Here is a 16,470-nt window from a genome sequence, read left to right on the forward strand (position 1 = left end):
CCTTCCCCGCAGACGCACCGAGATACACCGAGACGCACCGAGACGGACCAGAGGAGCACCTTCATGCGTGACGCAGTCATCGTCGACGCCGTACGCACCCCCGTCGGCAAGGGCAAGCCGGGCGGCGCGCTGTCCGGCATCCACCCCACCGACCTGTCGGCGCACGTCCTCAAGGCGCTGGCCGAGCGCAACGGCCTGGACCCGGCCACCGTCGACGACGTGATCTGGGGCTGTGTCTCCCAGGTCGGCGAACAGGCCGGCTGCATCGGCCGCTACTCCGTACTCGCCGCCGGCTGGCCCGAGCACGTCCCGGGCCTGACCATCGACCGCCAGTGCGGCTCCTCGCAGCAGGCCGTGCACCAGGCCGCCGCGGGCGTCATCGCAGGTCAGTACGACATCGCCATCGCGGGCGGCGTCGAGTCGATGTCCCGGGTGCCGATGGGGGCCAGCCGCTCCGGCGGCCAGTACGGTGAGGCGTACGGCCCGCTGGTCGCCGAGCGCTACGACCACTACCGCTTCAACCAGGGCGTCGGCGCCGAAATGATCGCCGAGGAGTTCGGCCTCAGCCGCGCTGAGCTGGACCAGCACGCCCTGGACTCGCACGCGAAGGCGGCCCGCGCCATCGACGAGGGCCGCTTCAAGGGCCAGATCGCCCCCGTCACCGTCACCGACGCGGACGGCAACGAGCGGGTCTTCGACACCGACGAGGGCGTGCGCCGCGGCGGCACGCTGGAGAAGCTGGCCGGCCTGCAGACCCCGTTCAAGGAGAACGGTGTCATCTCCGCGGGCAACGCCTCGCAGATCTCCGACGGCGCAGCGGCCCTGCTGGTGACGACCCGCCAGGTCGCCGACCGCAACGGCTGGACGCCGATCGCCCGCTTCCACACCGGTACCGTCGTCGGCGCCGACCCGATCACCATGCTCAAGGGCCCGATCCCGGCCACCCACAAGGTACTCGACCGGTCCGGCCTCACCCTGGCCGACATCGGGACCTACGAGATCAACGAGGCGTTCGCCTCCGTATCCCTGGGCTGGCAGCGCCGGACCGGCGCGGACTACGACCGGCTGAACCCCAACGGCGGCGCCATGGCCCTCGGCCACCCCCTCGGCGGCTCCGGCGCCCGCCTGATGACCACCCTCGTCCACCACATGAAGGACAACGGCATCCGCTACGGCCTCCAGTCCATGTGCGAGGGCGGCGGCATGGCCAACGCGACGATCCTGGAGCTGCTCTGAAAGTACGGTTCTTACGACTCGGCCGCCGTGGTGGAGGCGCCGGAGGCCGGGCCGAAGGCGGGGGCGGGTACGGATTCCGGGGACAGGAGTACGGAGGGCCGGCCGTCCACGCCCACCGGTACGTCGCCGTCGATGGTCACCCGGCGCAGCTTGCGTACGTGGTCGTCGGAGTCGTCGACGCCGTAGTGCTGGGTGGCGCGGTTGTCCCAGATCGCCACGTCGCCGACCTGCCACTGCCAGCGCACGGTGTTCTCCGGCCGCTCGATGTGCGACTGGAAGAGGTTCACCAGGGCGCGTGAGTCCGATCCGGTGAGGCCGGCGATGCGCTGTGCGAAGTTGCCGAGGAGCAGGACGCGTTCACCGGTCTCCGGGTGCACCCGGACCACCGGGTGCTCGGTGCGGAACTTCGTGGCGGTGAAGACCTCTCGGTAGTGGGTCAGCTGCTCGGGCACGGCATTCGGGCGCAGCGCCGCGTAGTCGTAGTCGTTGGTGTGCACGGCCCGGAGGCCGTCGGCGAGGGCGCGCAGCGGCTCGGGCAGATTGCTGTACGCCGTCGCGGTGTTGGCCCACAGGGTGTTGCCGCCGTAGGGCGGGATGACGACGGCGCGGAGGATGGAGAAGGCCGGGTAGGCGGGGACGAAGGTGACGTCGGTGTGCCACTGGTTGGCCCGGCCGCCGTAGTCGGAGTCGATCGGCAGGGCGTAGCGCCCGTCGGCCGAGGGGACGGTCGGGTGCGCCACCGGGGTGCCGAGGAGCGTGGCGAACTGCTCGTGGCTCTCCTCGTCCAGGTGGTGCTGGTCGCGGAAGAAGACGACCTTGTGTTCCAGCAGGGCGGCGCGGATCGCGGCGACCGTCTCGGGCGCGAGGTCGCCGCCGAGGCGCACCCCGGAGATGACGGCGCCGAGGCGGCCGCCCACCTTCTCCACGGTGAGCTGTGCGGGGGCGGTCGTGGTGGAGGTCATGGCGGGTGTCCCTTCGGGAGACGGGCGTGGACGTGGGTGCGGACGACGTCCGGGCGTTGATTCGACTCGGAGCGGAAGTAATTCGGTCGTGGAGAGGCCGTACCGCGGGTGCGACGGCAGGCCGGAAGAACTCGGCGATGTCGCTCAGCGGCAGCAGCGTGCCGCGAGGTCGCGGCTCGTACACGCTGCCGAGGCCAGGCGCCCCAGGTCGACATGGAGCCGCGGGACGAGAACGGTCGTCGCGGTCATGACCGGGAGCGTGGCAGCGTCCGCCGAGGTGCGTCAAGCACCCGCGATCTCCCCGCACAACGCGTCCGGATGGTTCAATCGGCCTCTGCGCCGGGGCCGTTGCGCAGTGCGCGTACGGCCGTGAAACCGGCCCTGACCAGCGGTGATGGCTGCAACGCCGAGGCGGTGCGGGAAGCGCGGAGCCGCTCGGGCGCCCGCCGTCGTCCCGGCGGCGGGATTTCACACTGCGGCAATGTGAGACCAGGAAGGCCGACCGATGACACCTGCCAACCCCACTCCGCGCATGGCGGGCGACGGACGCCGCGAGGCCAATACCGCCGCCGTGCTGAAGACGGTGCTCGATCACGGCCCCGTGGCGCGCAGCGGCATCGCCAGGCTCTCCGGGCTGAGTCCCGCTGCCGTCTCCCGGCAGTGCACCGATCTCACCCGGCTCGGCCTGGTGCGCGAGGTGCCGGGCCGCGCCGAAAGCGGCGCTGTGGGCCGCCCCCAGGTCCCCGTCGACCTGCACACCGCCGACGGCGGACCGGTCGCGGCGGGCGTCCACATCGGCGTGCCCGCCTCGACCTTCGGCATCGTGGACCTGCGCGGCACGGTGCTGGCGAAGGAGGTGTTCCCGCACGAGGGGATCGCCGCCGAGCACCTCCAGAACCAAGTGCTGGACGCGCTGCGAGAGTTCGTCGCGGCGGCAGGGGCCGGGCGGCCGTTGCTCGGGGTGGGCGCGGCGATGGGCGGGTGGATCGAGCCGCGCGAGGGCACCGTGGTCCGGCACGACCTGCTGGGCTGGCGGGGCCGCCCGCTCGGCGCCGCCCTCGCCGCGCGGCTGGGCCTGCCCGCCGCGGTCGACAACCACGCCCGTGCCATCGCCCAGTCGGAGATCCTCTTCGGCAGGCCGGCGGCCCGCCGCAGTCTGGTGCACCTCTTCGTCGGCAATGTGGTCGACGCCGCGGTCGGCATCGCGGGCGTGGTGCACCGCGGGCCGCGTGCGGGCGCCGGCGACGTGGCCCATCTGCCGGTGCCCGACTCCACGGTGGCCTGCGACTGCGGGCGCGTCGGCTGTCTCGGGGCGACGGCGTCCGATACCGCGATCGCGCGTACGGCGGTGCGCCGCGGCATCCTCCCCGAGCCGGATGCCACGCTGCTGGTGGAGGCCGCGGCGGCCGGGGACGCGCGGGCCGACCGGCTGCTGCGCGAGCGGGCCAGGGCGGTGGGGCGGGCCACCGCGCTGCTGCTCGATGTGCTCAACCCCGACCTCGTGGTGATCACGGAGATGTCCAGCGGTCGGGATGCGACGTATCTGGAGGAAATCCGGGGTGCCGCGGTCGATCTGTCGCACGTGTGCGACGACCCGGAACGCATCGTGAGTCCACATGCCGGACGGGAGGTGCTGCCGGTCGCGGCCGGCACCGTCGTACTCAATCCCCTGTTCCGGCGGCCTCTTCGGGCCCTGGGGGAGCGGACGACATATGAGGCACATGCGCGCGCAACAGGGGTACACACGCCCGCAACAACTGACGGTGCGTCGGCAATGGACGCCGGTTGACCGGTCGCAGGACTCACTGTCATATTGCTCGCGTGAATCCGGACATGCGCCTCATCGCCCGCAGGCACGTCGACCTCTGTCGACAGGCCAGCGCGGTCTGTGCTGTCCACAGCTGATTCCTCCTCCTCTCACCATGCCTTGAGGCCGTACCGCCTGCTTTTCGCGCGGGCGTCGGGCCGTTGCATGTCCCTCAGTCGCTCCGGGTGTGAGCCCCGTCGGCACTTAATTTCTGCCGCAGCGAAAAGAACGCCCACGGTCGACAAGCCCCACCACCACTCCGTCATCAGGCAGGCCCCATGACCGAGCCGTACCCTTCTCCGTCTCCCCACCCCTCCCGGCGCAGCGCCCTGCGTGCCACCGGCGCCGGTGCCCTGCTCCTCGGATCGGTCCTGACCGGCTGCCGTTCGGCGGTGTCCGCGTCGACCTACCGGGCCGGGGACGGTGGCGGCCCCCGGCGGGGCGGCACCGTCAGCGTGGCCATCAACAGCGACTTCACCCCGAGCCTGCTGTTCTCCCAGAGCTCACAGGCCCTCCAGAACCGGCTGCTGTTCAACACCCTCACCCGGTACGACGACGCGCTGCGGCCACACCCCGAACTCGCCACGTCGTGGACGTACGCGCAGGACGGCCGCAGCATCACCCTGCGGCTCAGGGACGATGTGACGTACCACGACGGCCGCCGGTTCACCGCCGACGACGTCATCTTCGCGGTGCGCAACCTCCAGGACCCGCAGCGCGCCGCCCAGTTGAGAGCCACCGCGGCCGCCGTCACCGGCTTCGAGAAGCGCGACGACCACGAGCTGGTACTGAAGCTGGCCCACCCGGTGACCAACCTCTTCGACCTCTTCGAATTCATGATCATCCCGGACCGGCACACCGTCGAGCAGGCCGTCTCCGGCAAGTGGCTCAACGGCACTGGGCCCTTCCGCCTGAAGAAGTGGAGCCCCGGCTCGACCCTGAGCCTGGTCCGCAACGACAGCTACTTCAAGCCCGGCCGCCCCTACCTCGACGCGGTGGAGCTGCGCGTCATCCCGCAGGCGGAGGCCCTGATCTCATCCCTCCGCTCCGGCCAGTCCCACCTGTCCTACCAGGTGCCCGGAAAGAGCATCCGCACCGTCCGCGACAATCCCGATCTGGTGGTCACCACCTACGACACCGGCGCCGGAGCCAGCTACCTCGGCGTCAACACCACCATCGCCCCCTTCGACGACAAGACCGTCCGCCAGGCGCTGGCCTGGTCGGTGGACCGCGACCGCATCCTGAAACAGTCACTCGGCGGCTACGGCCTGGCCTCCGCCGCCCCCTGGCCCAAGTCGTCCCCGGCCTACACCGAGGCCAACCGCACCCACTACACCTACGACCCCGCCAAGGCGCGCCGGCTGCTGAAGTCCGCGGGCCACAACCGGCTCACGGCACCGCTGCTCCATCTCAACTCGCCCGAATCCACGGCCATCGCCGAGGCCGTCCAGTACGACCTCCAGCAGGCGGGTGTCCGCGTCACACTGCAGCCCACCGACCCGGCCACCGCGCAGAAGAAGCTCATCTCCCAGGACATGCCGGCGCTGTGGACGATGGACCACGGCTTCGCTCAGGTCCGGCCCGCGACCCTCGCCGTCAGCGCGTATCCCTTCAACGAGGCCAAGAACACCTCGAAGTACCGCTCGGCGCACTACACGCAGGTCGTACGGGAGGCGTGGACGGCCGCCGGGGCCGGCACCGCACGACAGCACGCCCTGGCCCAACGGGTCTCCGACGTCCTGCTCGACGAGGCGTTCATCATCGACCTCGTCGTCCAGGGGAGCGTGCAGGTCGCCAGCAGCAAGCTGCACGGCGCCACGCTCAACAAGTTCATGTACCTCAACCTCGACAACGCCTACCTGGTGTGATCATGCGCAGCTACCTCCTCAAGCGGCTGCCGTCCGCGCTCCTCGTCCTCCTCCTCGCCTCCTTCTTGATCTTCGGCATCCTGCGGCTGGTCCCCGGCGACCCCGCGAGCGCCCTCGCCGGGCCGGACGCCGACGCCGCCACCGTGGCCGCCATCCGCGACCGGCTGGGCCTGAACGAACCCCTGCTCGCCCAGTACGGCTCCTGGATCGGCGGACTGGTCAGCGGCGACCTCGGCCCCTCGTACGTGATCGGCGGCGACACCGCCGACCTCATCACCGGCGGGCTGGGCGCCACCTTCGAACTCACCCTGGGTGCCCTGCTGTTCGCCGTCGTACTCGGCGCCGCGTTCGGTGTACTCGGCGCGACGGCACGCAGCCGCTGGGTCCGTACCGCCGTCCGCGTCGCCACGACCGGAGCGCTGGCCGTGCCGCCGTTCGTCACCGGAGTCCTGCTCGTCCTCGTCTTCTCGGTGGCCGTCCGCGTCCTGCCCTCCGGCGGGCGGGTGTCGCTCCTGGAGGCGCCCGACCTCGCCGTGCAGTACCTGTTGCTGCCGTCGCTGTGCCTCGCCCTGCCCAGCGCCGCCGTGCTCGGCCGTTACCTCAAGGACGGCATCGAGCGGACCCTCGGCGAGGACTACGTCCGTACCGCCACCGCAGCGGGCGTCGCGCCGCGCAGGCTGCTGTGGCGGCACGCGCTGCCCAACGCGCTGCCACCGGTCGTGACCGTCCTCGGCATGCAGATCGGCCAACTCCTCGGCGGTGCCGTCCTGGTGGAGGCGATCTTCGCCTGGCCAGGGCTCGGCCAGCTCGCCGAACAGGGCCTCGTCCGCCGCGACTACCCGGTCGTCCAGGACCTGCTGCTGCTCCTGGTCACCGTCTTCGTCCTCGTCCAACTGCTCACCGACCTCGTCTACGCCTGGCTCGATCCCCGGATCAGGTGGGAGTGACCGCCATGACCACCATCACACCGACCGCCGGTGCCGCCCCGAGCACCGCGCCCGCCGCCCGCGCGGCGCGGGCCCGCCGCCATCCGTACCTGACAGCGCTGCGCACCCCGCGCGGCCTGACCGGCCTCGCCCTCGTCGCGCTGATCGTCCTCGGTGGACTCCTCGCACCCCTGCTGAGCGGCCACGATCCCACCGCGCAGAGCGGCCTGGGCCTCGCCGGGCCCGGCACCGCGGGGCATCCGCTCGGCACCGACGACCTCGGCCGCGACCTGCTCGGCCGGGTACTGTACGGAATCCGCACCGACCTGGGCGTCATCGCCGTGGCCGTGCCGATCGGTGCGCTGCTCGGCTGCCTCTTCGCGCTGCTGGCGGCCGTCCACCCGGTCGCCGACACCGCCGTACAGCGGATCTTCGACCTGATCCTCGCCTTCCCCGGGCTGATCCTCGCGCTCGCCGTCACGGCCGTGCTCGGCCCGGGCCGGCTGCCCGTGATCCTGGTGATCGCCCTCGCCGAGATCCCCGTCTTCGGGCGGCAGCTGCGCGGCGGCATCCTCGTCCAGCGGGAACGCGAGTACGTCGTCGCAGCGCGCGTCGGCGGCACGTCCAGCTCCCGCGCACTGGTCCGCCACATCCTGCCCAACGCGGCCGACCCGCTCGTCGTGCAGCTCGCCCTCTCGCTCACCGTCGCGGTCTTCCTGGAGGGGGCGATGAGCTTCCTCGGCGTCGGCGTCCGGCCCCCGGAACCCACCCTCGGCAGCGTGCTCAACCAGTCCATGCCCTACCTCGCCGACGCTCCGCAGTTCGCCGCGGGGCCGCTGCTCGCGGTGACCGCGCTCGTCCTCGGTCTCTCGCTGGTGGCCGATGCCCTGAACCGGGAGATACGCCGATGACCACCACCGAGTCCAGCCCCCTGGCCAGTGAGCGGGCAGCGGATACCGACACCGAACTGCTCGAAGTACGCGACCTCTCCGTCGAGTTCACCGCGCCCGACGGCCGGCCGGTGCGGGCCGTGCGCGACGTCTCGTTCACACTGCGGCGCGCCGAGACCCTGGCCATCGTCGGTGAATCCGGCTCCGGCAAGTCGACCACCGCGTACGCGGTCGCCCGGATGCTGCCCGGCACCGGACGCGTCACCGGCGGCTCCGTACTCCTGGACGGCGAGGACCTGGCAGCGGCCGACGAACGCCGGCTGCGCACCGTGCGCGGCGCCCGCATCGGCATGATCTTCCAGGACCCGATGACGTCCCTGAACCCGGTGCTCACCGCGGGCACCCACCTCGACGAGGTGCTCCGCGCCCATGGATACGGCGACCGGAACGCACGTCGCGCCCGCGCCGCCGAACTCCTCGGCCTGGTCGGCATCCCCGACCCCGAGCGGCGCCTGGACGACCACCCGCACCGTTTCTCCGGCGGCCAGCGCCAGCGCATCCTCATCGCCATGGCCCTCGCCGGTGAACCGGACGTCCTGATCGCCGACGAACCCACCACGGCCCTCGACGCCACCGTCCAGGACCAGATCCTGACCCTGCTCACCGACCTCAACCGACGCACCGGCACCGCACTCGTCCTCATCTCCCACAACATGGGCGTGGTGGCCCGCACCTGCGAGCGCGTCCTGGTGATGTACGGCGGATCGGTCGTCGAGGACGGCCCCACCGACCGGGTGCTGACCCGGCCGCGCCACCCCTACACCGCGGGGCTGCTCGCCGCCGTACCGCGGCTCTCCGCACCCTCGGGCACCCGCCTGACCGGCATCCCCGGCAGCCCGCCCGACCCCGCACGGCCGGTGGCGGGCTGCGCCTTCGCGGAGCGGTGCGCCTTCGTCGAGGACCGCTGCCGCACCGCCCGGCCCCCGCTCGTAACCCTGGACGACGGGCTGCGCGCCGCCTGCCCGCCCGCCGCCGACCGTACGGAACCGCTGCCCGCCCCCGTCGCCCCCGAACGCATCGACCGGCCGGCGCCCGGCGGCACCGTGCTGGTCGCCGAGAACATCCGCAAGGTGTACGGAGGGCGTGGCCTCACCGGGCGCGCGAAGGGCTTCACCGCGCTGGACGGCGTGTCCCTCACCCTCGCGGCAGGGGAGACCCTCGGCATCGTCGGCGAGTCCGGCTCGGGGAAATCGACGCTGGCCCGGGTCCTCGCCCACGCGCACCCCTCGGACGGCGGCACGCTGCGGCTGCGCGGCCAGGACATCACCCGGCCGTCGCGCGGGGAGCTGCGTGCGGTACGGCGTGCCGTCCAGATGGTGTTCCAGGACCCGTACGCCTCCCTCAACCCGCGAATGACGGTGGGTCAGATCGTGGCCGAGCCGCTGATCTCGCTCGGCCTCGGTGACCGCCGGGCGCGGGAACAGCGGGTCGCCGAGCTGCTCCGGCAGGTCGGACTCGACCCGGCCGTGGCCGCCCGTCACCCGCGCGCCTTCTCCGGCGGCCAGCGGCAGCGCATCGGCATCGCGCGCGCCCTGGCACCCGAACCCACCGTGCTCATCTGCGACGAACCCGTCTCCGCGCTCGACGTCTCTCTTCAGGCGGGGATCGTCAACCTCCTCGGCGACCTGCAACGCGACCTCGGGCTCGCGCTGGTCTTCATCGCCCACGACCTCGCGGTGGTCCGCCAGGTCAGCCACCGCATCGCCGTGATGCACAACGGGCGGATCGTGGAGACCGGCAGCGCCGACGAGATCTGCGAGAACCCGCGCGATCCCTACACCCGGGCGCTGCTCGCCGCGGCCCCGGAGCCCGTGCCCGTCGCGCCGCGCGAGCGAGCGCAGTACGCACCGAGCGGGGCGCGGGCATGACCGCCCAGGGCATGGTCACCACCGCCTCTTGTTGTGCGCCGCACCGCCCTGGGACGGCCCCGGCCCCTTCGCCCGTACCACTGGAGTTCGCGCCCCGCGGCGTCCCGGCCGGACACCGCATGGCCGACTTCCCCGGCGGCGCCTTCCGGATGGGCGACGCCTTCGGCGAGGGGTACTGGGCCGACCGCGAGGGACCCGTCCGCGAGGTGACCGTAGCGGCCTTCGCCATCGACACCACCGCCGTCACCAACGCCCAGTACGCCGCCTTCACCGCCGCCACCGGCTACGCCACCGACGCCGAACGCCTCGGCAGCTCCTTCGTCTTCCACCAGCTCCTCGCGCCCACCGCCCGCCGGCACGTCCTCGGCCGGGTGGCGGGCGCACCGTGGTGGCTCGGCGTCGAGGGAGCGGCCTGGCACGCCCCCGAAGGCCCCGGCTCGCACGTTGACGACCGCCCCGACCACCCCGTGGTCCACATTTCGCACGCGGACGCCCGCGCCTACTGCGAATGGGCCGGGCTGCGGCTGCCCTCTGAAACCGAGTGGGAGTACGCGGCGCGCGGCGGCCTCGACGGCGCCCGCTTCCCGTGGGGCGATGACTTCACCCCCGGCGGGCGCGAAATGTGCAACACGTGGCTCGGCGACTTCCCCCGCCGCTCGGCCCGCCCCGGCGGCCGCACCGGCACCGTCCCGGTCACCGCGTACGAACCCAACGGCTTCGGCCTGTACAACACCTCGGGCAACGTCTGGGAATGGTGCGCCGACGCCTTCGGCCCCGGCGAGCGGGTCATCCGCGGCGGCTCCTACCTGTGCCACGCCTCGTACTGTCACCGCTACCGGGTCGCGGCCCGCTCCCACAACACCCCCGACTCCTCCACCGGACACGGCGGCTTCCGCTGCGCCCGCGACCTCCCGCAGCCCCGGCTCCCGCAACCCCCGACGGAAGGAACCACGCCGTGAAGGCCGTCATGGTCATGTTCGACAGCCTCAACCGGCACCTGCTGCCGCCCTACGGCGCCGACTGGACGCACGCGCCGAACTTCTCCCGGCTGGCCGAACGCACCGTCACCTTCGACAACTGCTACGCGGGCTCGATGCCCTGCATGCCGGCCCGTCGCGAACTCCACACCGGCCGCCACAACTTCCTGCACCGCAGCTGGGGACCGCTGGAGCCGTTCGACGACTCCATGCCGGAACTCCTCAAGCAGCACGGCGTGTACACCCACCTCGTCAGCGACCACCAGCACTACTGGGAGGACGGCGGGGCGACCTACCACTCCCGGTACAACACCTGGGAGTTCTTCCGCGGCCAGGAGGGCGACCCGTGGAAGGGCCACGTGGCCGACCCTGAGCCGCCGCGTGACCTGCACTCCGGGCGGGGCGAGATCTGGCGGCAGGACTGGGTCAACCGCCAGTACCTCGACACCGAGGCCAAGCAGCCGCAGACCCTCACCTTCGACGCGGGCCTCAAATTCCTCCGCGTCAATCACACCGAGGACAACTGGTTCGTACAGATCGAGACCTTCGACCCGCACGAGCCGTTCTTCACCCAGCAGCACTACAAGGACATCTACCCGCACGACTACGACGGGCCGCACTTCGACTGGCCCGACTACACCAAGGTCACCGAGACCGAGGAGCAGCAGGCCCACGCGCGTTATGAGTACGCCGCGCTGCTGTCGATGTGCGACCGCTCACTCGGGCGAGTCCTGGACGCGATGGACGAGTACGGTCTGTGGGACGACACCCTGCTGATCGTCTGTACCGACCACGGCTTCCTGCTCGGCGAGAAGGGCTGGTGGGCCAAGGTCGTCCAGCCCTGGTACAACGAGCTGGTCCACACCCCGCTGTTCGTGCACGACCCGCGCCGCCCGGAGGCCGCCGGCAGCCGCCACGACGGGCTCGTGCAGACCATCGACCTCGCGCCCACCCTGCTGGAGTACTTCGGCGTCCCGCCCACCCCCGACATGCAGGGCCGCCCCCTCGGCGAGGCACTGGCAGGCCAACTGCCGCGGGAATCAGCGCTCTTCGGCATGTTCGGCGGCCACGTCAACATCACCGACGGCCGTTACGTCTACATGCGCGCCTGCCACGACGACACCAACGAGCCGCTGTACGAACACACCCTGATGCCCACTCACCTCCGCGGCCGCTTCTCGCCCGAGGAACTCTCCGACATCCGCCTCGCCGAGCCGTTCCCCTTCACCAAGGGAGTGCGCACCCTCCGTGTCGAGGCCCGCACCTCACCGCTGCTCGGCCCGGCCCGCTTCGGCACCCTCCTCTTCGACCTGGAGACCGACCCCACGCAGGAGCACCCGCTCGCCGACGACGAGGTCGAGCTCCGGATGCTGCGGCTCCTGGTCGAGCAGCTGCGCGCGGGCAACGCCCCGGACGACCAGTACGAACGCCTCGGGGTGCCCCACGACCCGGCCGCGGTCACCGAGAAGCATCTGCTGGTCACCGCGCAACGCGAGCGCGCCGACGCGGCACGCGTGCCGGCACCGCGCTCCGACGAATTCCCCGAGGGGCGGCTGAACCTCCGTACCCCGTTGGTGGAGCTGCTGTCCGAACCGGCGGCCGTCGAGGCGGTACGCAGACTGCTGCCCGGCTTCCTCGACACCGAGCTGCTCACCGTACGCGGCGGCGGCTCCCTGCTGCAGCTCGCCGCCGCCACCGGCCATCCCGCGCACGACCAACTGACGGCCCTGGCCGACGAACTCGCCCGCCTGTACCCGACCCACGCCCAGGAGATTCCCGCACCGTGACCACCCGCCGCGACCCCTACGAAGGCTTCCCCGGCCGCATCGGCCGCACCTTCGCCGCCTCCGAGCCCGCCTGGCCCGCACGCCGCACCGCTCCCGCCGACGCACCCAACATCGTCGTGGTCCTTGTGGACGACATGGGCTACAGCGACATCGGCCCGTTCGGCTCGGAGATCCCCACTCCCACCCTGGACCACCTCGCCGACCAGGGCGTACGGCTCTCCAACTACCACACCATGCCGCTGTGCTCCCCGGCCCGCGCCGCCCTCCTCACCGGCCTCAACCCGCACCGCGTCGGCTACGCCCACGTGGCCAACTCCGACCCCGGCTTCCCCGGCTACGGCATGACGATCGCGGAGGACGTGCCCACGCTCGCGGAACTCCTGCACGACCAGGGGTACGCCACCTACGCCGTCGGCAAGTGGCATCTCGTACGCGACTCGGCCTCAAACGCCGCCGACGACCGCGCCAACTGGCCGCTGCAGAAGGGCTTCGACCGCTACTACGGCGTACTGGAAGGGCTGACCAGCCTCTTCCACCCGCACCAACTGGTCCGCGACAACAGCCCCCTGGACATCGACGAGCTGCCCGAGGGCTACTACTACACCGACGACATCACCGACCAGGCCATCTCCATGGTCAAGGGCCTGCGCGCCCACGACCCCGACAAACCCTTCTTCCTCTACCTCGCCCACAACGCCGTGCACGGTCCCCTCCAGGCCAAGGAGGCGGACATCGCCCGCCACCGCGGCCGCTACGACGAGGGCTGGGACGCACTGCGCGACGATCGCTTCGCCGCCCAGATCGCGGCCGGCCTCTTCCCGCCCGGCACCGGCCTGCCCGACCGCAACAGCGAAGCCGGACTCGACGTACCCGCCTGGGACTCCCTCACCGAGGACCAACAGCGCCGCTACGCCCGCTACATGGAGGTGTACGCGGCGATGGTCGACAACATCGACCAGAACCTCGGCCGGCTCACCGCCACCCTCGAAGCGCTCGGCGAACTCGACAACACCGTCATCGTCTTCACGTCCGACAACGGCGGCACCGGCGAGGGCGGCGCGGAGGGCACCCGCTCCTACTTCAGCCGCTTCGTCCACCACCCGCGGCTGCCCGGCGACTGGGAGCCCGACGTCGACCGCGACCCGGACCTCATCGGCGGCCCGCGCAGCCTCGTGCACTACCCGCGCGGCTGGGGCATGGCCTCCAACACGCCCTTCCGCCTGTACAAGGGACACACCTACGCGGGCGGGGTGCGCGTACCGTTCGTGCTGTCCTGGCCGCGCGGCGTCCGCGACGGCCGCCTCGATCGGGGCCTGCGCACCCAGTACCAGTACGTCACCGACATCGCCCCCACCCTCCTCGAACTCGCCGGCACACCACGTCCGGACGAGCGCCGCGGGGTGCCCCTGCAGGAGGTGGACGGCGCGAGCTTCGCCCCGGTCCTCGCCGACCCGGCCGCCGGCTCCACCCACCCCGAGCAGTACTGCGAGATGACCGGGAACCGCAGCTACTACCGCGACGGACACAAGCTGGTCACCCTGCACCGCCCCGGCACGCCCTACGACGACGCCGAGTGGGCCCTGTACGACCTCCGCACCGACCCCACCGAGATCCACGACCTGGCCGGGCAACGCCCGGATCTGGTAAAGGAGTTGGCGGACGCCTGGGAGCAGGCCGCCTGGCGCAACGGCGTCTTCCCGCTCCCCGACGGCAGCGGCGCGCTCACCCACCGCCACCCCGCCGACGAGCGCTACACCCGCGAGCTGCGGCTGCTGCCCGGCACCCCCGAGCTGGAGCGCTACCGCTCCTCCCGGCTGATCGCCTTCCGCTCCTTCGCCATCGCCGTCCGCCTGGAGTCGTACGCCGACGGCGACCGCGGCGTCCTCGTCTCGCACGGTGACCAGGGCGGCGGCTACAGCCTCTACGTCGAGGACGGCCGGCTGTACTTCGCCTACAACGAGTACGGCCGGCTGCACGAGACGGACGCCGGGGCGCTGCCGCCCGGCACCCGTGACATCCTGCTCACCGCCACCGCCGAGGAGGGGCTGCGCTGGCGCTTCACGCTCACCGTGGACGGCGTGGAACGGCCGGCGCCGGGCAGCGTGCACCAGCTCATCGGCATGGCGCCGTTCCAGGGCATCAGCGTCGGCATCGACCGCAAGTCACCGGTCTCCTGGCCGCTCCACGAGCGCCACCGCTCCTTCCGCTACGACGGCCGGCTGCACTCGGTGACCTACCGCCCCGGCGCATTCGGCCCCGACGCGCCGGAGACCGTGGCGCAGGCACTCCGGGAGGCGGCCGCCGCCTTCGAGTGACCACCCCGGTACGGCCCCGGGCGCGGCGTGGTTCAGGCGGTGGCCAGCCACAGGTCGGGGCCGAACACCTCGTAGTGAATCGCCGCGGCGGGTACGCCGCGCTCCAGGAGCTGGGTGCGCACGGCCCGCATGAAGGGCAGCGGACCGCACAGGTAGGCCTGCACCCCGTCCGGCAGGGTCACGTCACCGAGATCCACCAGGCCGGCGCGGTCGCCGTCCTCGGCGTCCTCGGTGTTCTCGTACCAGAAGTGCACCGCGCCGTCCGGCAGCTTGCCGGTCAGTGCGCGCTGTTCGGTGCGCAGGGCGTGGTCGGCGGGGGAGCGGTCGCCGTGCACGACGGTCACGGGGGCGGTGTATTCCGTCTCCGCGAGGTGGTCGAGCATGGCCAGCATCGGGGTGACGCCGATCCCGGCCGACGCGAGGAGTAGCGGCGTCCGGGTGTCCGGCAGCACGAGATCGCCGTAGGGAGCGGACACCTCGAGCCCGTCGCCCGCACTCACGTGGTCATGGAGGTGGGCCGAGACCTCGCCGTCGCGCTTGACGGTGATGGTGCGGGTCTCATTGCCGGGGGCGCCGGAGAGGCTGTACTGACGGATCTGCCGGGCGCCGTCCGCGAGGGGGACGCGCACCGAGACGTACTGGCCGGCGCGGGCGGTCGGCAGCGGGCCGCCGTCGGCCGGGCGGAGGCGGAAGGTGACGACGTCGGGGGTCTCCTGGGTGCGCTCCGTGACCTCCCAGGGCCGCCAGGTGTCGCCGACCAGCACGCCGTGCTGGGCGTACAGCCGCACCTCGATGGCGATGAGGGCGTTGGCCATGAGCCAGTAGACGTCGTCCCACGCGGCGGCGACCTCCTCGGTGACCGCGTCGCCCAGCACTTCGGCGATGGCGGCGAAGAGGTGGGTGTGGACGACCTCGTACTGGGCGGGGGCGACGCCGAGCGAGGCGTGCTTGTGCGCGATGCGCTCCAGCATGGCGTCCGGGCGCTGCTCGGGGTGCTCCACGAGGGCGGTGGCGAAGGCGGCGATGGCGCCCGCGAGCGCCTGCCGCTGGGTCCCGGCCGCCTGGTTGCTCCGGTTGAACAGGTCCCGCAGCAGCTCGGGGTGGGCGGCGAAGAGCCGGTCGTAGAACCGCTCGGTGATGTCGCCGATGGCCGCGCCGACGGCGGGCAGGGTGGCGCGGACGGTGGCAGCCGAAGCCGGGGAGAGCATGAGGACTCCGAATCTGAAGCTGAATCTAATATTCGTATTTACGGGCGAGGGAAAGCACCCATGGCAGCACCTGGCGCCCCTGGCGGCGTGGCGGCTCAGGGCCTCGACAGGGTGAGGAGTACCGGGCCGGCCGGCGAGGCGGTGAGGTCGTCCACGGTCAGCGGGGCCAGCGTGGCGTAGAACGCCTCCTGGGCGTCGCGCAGCGCTCTGCGCAGCCGGCAGGTGCCGGCGAGAGGGCAGGGTGGGTCACCCTCGCAATCGACCACATCGCCGACGCCCTCCAGCTCCCGGACCAGCCACCCGACCGACGCCGTCCGCCCGGCGGCGGTGAGCGCGAGCCCGCCGCCCCGGCCTCGGCGGCCTTCGACGATCCCGAGATGCTGCATCCGCGCGGCGACCTTGGCCAGATGCGAATGCGGCACCTGCATCGCCTGCGCGACGTCGCGGGCCGTCGACGCGGTGTCGCGTACGGCCAGGAACATCAGCGTCCGCAGCGCGAGGTCGGTGGACTTCGTCAGGCGCATGCCGGAACCGTAGTAAATGCGAATATGGGATGCAAATTATGG

At 72.0% G+C, this 16,470-nt stretch carries 14 protein-coding genes; 10 read left to right on the plus strand and 4 right to left on the minus strand.

Going from position 1 to position 16,470, the window contains the following annotated elements:
- The first annotated feature begins 63 nt into the window (after positions 1-63).
- Positions 64-1,236: a thiolase family protein gene (locus ABT381_RS00100; protein WP_351585851.1), complete on the plus strand. Its 1,173-nt coding sequence runs from the start codon at positions 64-66 to the stop codon at positions 1,234-1,236.
- A gap of 11 nt (positions 1,237-1,247) precedes the next feature.
- Here ABT381_RS00100 and ABT381_RS00105 read toward each other — a convergent pair whose 3' ends face one another.
- Positions 1,248-2,198: a TauD/TfdA dioxygenase family protein gene (locus tag ABT381_RS00105; RefSeq protein ID WP_351585853.1), complete on the minus strand. Its 951-nt coding sequence runs from the start codon at positions 2,196-2,198 to the stop codon at positions 1,248-1,250.
- A 144-nt stretch (positions 2,199-2,342) separates the two neighbouring features.
- Positions 2,343-2,447: a putative leader peptide gene (locus tag ABT381_RS00110; protein WP_351585855.1), complete on the minus strand. Its 105-nt coding sequence runs from the start codon at positions 2,445-2,447 to the stop codon at positions 2,343-2,345.
- A gap of 256 nt (positions 2,448-2,703) precedes the next feature.
- Here ABT381_RS00110 and ABT381_RS00115 point away from each other — a divergent pair, with 256 nt between their 5' ends.
- The 9 genes from ABT381_RS00115 (at position 2,704) to ABT381_RS00155 (ending at position 14,696) form a co-directional block, all read left to right on the plus strand.
- Complete coding sequence (locus ABT381_RS00115) at positions 2,704-3,987, plus strand: ROK family transcriptional regulator (protein WP_351585857.1); 1,284 nt, start codon at positions 2,704-2,706, stop codon at positions 3,985-3,987.
- A 44-nt stretch (positions 3,988-4,031) separates the two neighbouring features.
- On the plus strand, positions 4,032-4,103 hold the full coding sequence (locus ABT381_RS00120; protein ID WP_351586188.1) for a putative leader peptide: 72 nt from the start codon (positions 4,032-4,034) through the stop codon (positions 4,101-4,103).
- A gap of 180 nt (positions 4,104-4,283) precedes the next feature.
- Positions 4,284-5,873, plus strand: a complete 1,590-nt coding sequence (locus ABT381_RS00125) for an ABC transporter substrate-binding protein (protein ID WP_351585859.1) — start codon at positions 4,284-4,286, stop codon at positions 5,871-5,873.
- Positions 5,874-5,875: 2 nt separating this feature from the next.
- On the plus strand, positions 5,876-6,820 hold the full coding sequence (locus tag ABT381_RS00130) for an ABC transporter permease (protein ID WP_351585862.1): 945 nt from the start codon (positions 5,876-5,878) through the stop codon (positions 6,818-6,820).
- 5 nt (positions 6,821-6,825) lie between these two features.
- Positions 6,826-7,710 carry an ABC transporter permease gene (locus ABT381_RS00135; protein WP_351585864.1) on the plus strand — a complete coding sequence of 295 codons (885 nt, stop codon included), beginning with the start codon at positions 6,826-6,828 and terminating at the stop codon, positions 7,708-7,710.
- Positions 7,707-9,617 (plus strand): ABC transporter ATP-binding protein, encoded by a 1,911-nt coding sequence (locus tag ABT381_RS00140; RefSeq protein ID WP_351585866.1) that lies wholly within the window; start codon positions 7,707-7,709, stop codon positions 9,615-9,617. The genes ABT381_RS00135 and ABT381_RS00140 overlap by 4 nt, the downstream gene beginning before the upstream one ends.
- Positions 9,614-10,576 (plus strand): formylglycine-generating enzyme family protein, encoded by a 963-nt coding sequence (locus ABT381_RS00145; RefSeq protein WP_467754510.1) that lies wholly within the window; start codon positions 9,614-9,616, stop codon positions 10,574-10,576. The genes ABT381_RS00140 and ABT381_RS00145 overlap by 4 nt, the downstream gene beginning before the upstream one ends.
- A complete protein-coding gene (locus tag ABT381_RS00150) occupies positions 10,573-12,381 on the plus strand; it encodes a sulfatase (RefSeq protein WP_351585869.1) in 1,809 nt (602 codons plus the stop codon). Before ABT381_RS00145 ends, ABT381_RS00150 begins: the two co-directional genes overlap by 4 nt.
- The gene (locus tag ABT381_RS00155; protein ID WP_351585871.1) at positions 12,378-14,696 is read left to right on the plus strand and encodes an arylsulfatase; all 2,319 of its coding nucleotides are present in this window, start codon (positions 12,378-12,380) and stop codon (positions 14,694-14,696) included. Before ABT381_RS00150 ends, ABT381_RS00155 begins: the two co-directional genes overlap by 4 nt.
- A gap of 32 nt (positions 14,697-14,728) precedes the next feature.
- Here ABT381_RS00155 and ABT381_RS00160 read toward each other — a convergent pair whose 3' ends face one another.
- Together ABT381_RS00160 and ABT381_RS00165 are read right to left on the minus strand one after the other, a co-directional pair.
- Positions 14,729-15,904 carry a globin domain-containing protein gene (locus ABT381_RS00160; RefSeq protein WP_351585874.1) on the minus strand — a complete coding sequence of 392 codons (1,176 nt, stop codon included), beginning with the start codon at positions 15,902-15,904 and terminating at the stop codon, positions 14,729-14,731.
- A gap of 95 nt (positions 15,905-15,999) precedes the next feature.
- A complete protein-coding gene (locus ABT381_RS00165; RefSeq protein ID WP_351585876.1) occupies positions 16,000-16,428 on the minus strand; it encodes an RrF2 family transcriptional regulator in 429 nt (142 codons plus the stop codon).
- Positions 16,429-16,470: the final 42 nt, after the last annotated feature.

This window comes from Streptomyces sp. NPDC000151, from assembly GCF_040301705.1.
Lineage (GTDB): Bacteria > Actinomycetota > Actinomycetes > Streptomycetales > Streptomycetaceae > Streptomyces.

What these genes read in the sequence shown, in the direction of transcription:
- ABT381_RS00100 (WP_351585851.1), top strand. Translation starts at nt 64, where the DNA reads ATGCGTGACGCAGTCATCGTCGACGCCGTACGCACCCCCGTCGGCAAG.
- ABT381_RS00105 (WP_351585853.1), bottom strand. Translation starts at nt 2,198, where the DNA reads ATGACCTCCACCACGACCGCCCCCGCACAGCTCACCGTGGAGAAGGTG.
- ABT381_RS00110 (WP_351585855.1), bottom strand. Translation starts at nt 2,447, where the DNA reads ATGACCGCGACGACCGTTCTCGTCCCGCGGCTCCATGTCGACCTGGGG.
- ABT381_RS00115 (WP_351585857.1), top strand. Translation starts at nt 2,704, where the DNA reads ATGACACCTGCCAACCCCACTCCGCGCATGGCGGGCGACGGACGCCGC.
- ABT381_RS00125 (WP_351585859.1), top strand. Translation starts at nt 4,284, where the DNA reads ATGACCGAGCCGTACCCTTCTCCGTCTCCCCACCCCTCCCGGCGCAGC.
- ABT381_RS00130 (WP_351585862.1), top strand. Translation starts at nt 5,876, where the DNA reads ATGCGCAGCTACCTCCTCAAGCGGCTGCCGTCCGCGCTCCTCGTCCTC.
- ABT381_RS00135 (WP_351585864.1), top strand. Translation starts at nt 6,826, where the DNA reads ATGACCACCATCACACCGACCGCCGGTGCCGCCCCGAGCACCGCGCCC.
- ABT381_RS00140 (WP_351585866.1), top strand. Translation starts at nt 7,707, where the DNA reads ATGACCACCACCGAGTCCAGCCCCCTGGCCAGTGAGCGGGCAGCGGAT.
- ABT381_RS00145 (WP_467754510.1), top strand. Translation starts at nt 9,614, where the DNA reads ATGACCGCCCAGGGCATGGTCACCACCGCCTCTTGTTGTGCGCCGCAC.
- ABT381_RS00160 (WP_351585874.1), bottom strand. Translation starts at nt 15,904, where the DNA reads ATGCTCTCCCCGGCTTCGGCTGCCACCGTCCGCGCCACCCTGCCCGCC.
- ABT381_RS00165 (WP_351585876.1), bottom strand. Translation starts at nt 16,428, where the DNA reads ATGCGCCTGACGAAGTCCACCGACCTCGCGCTGCGGACGCTGATGTTC.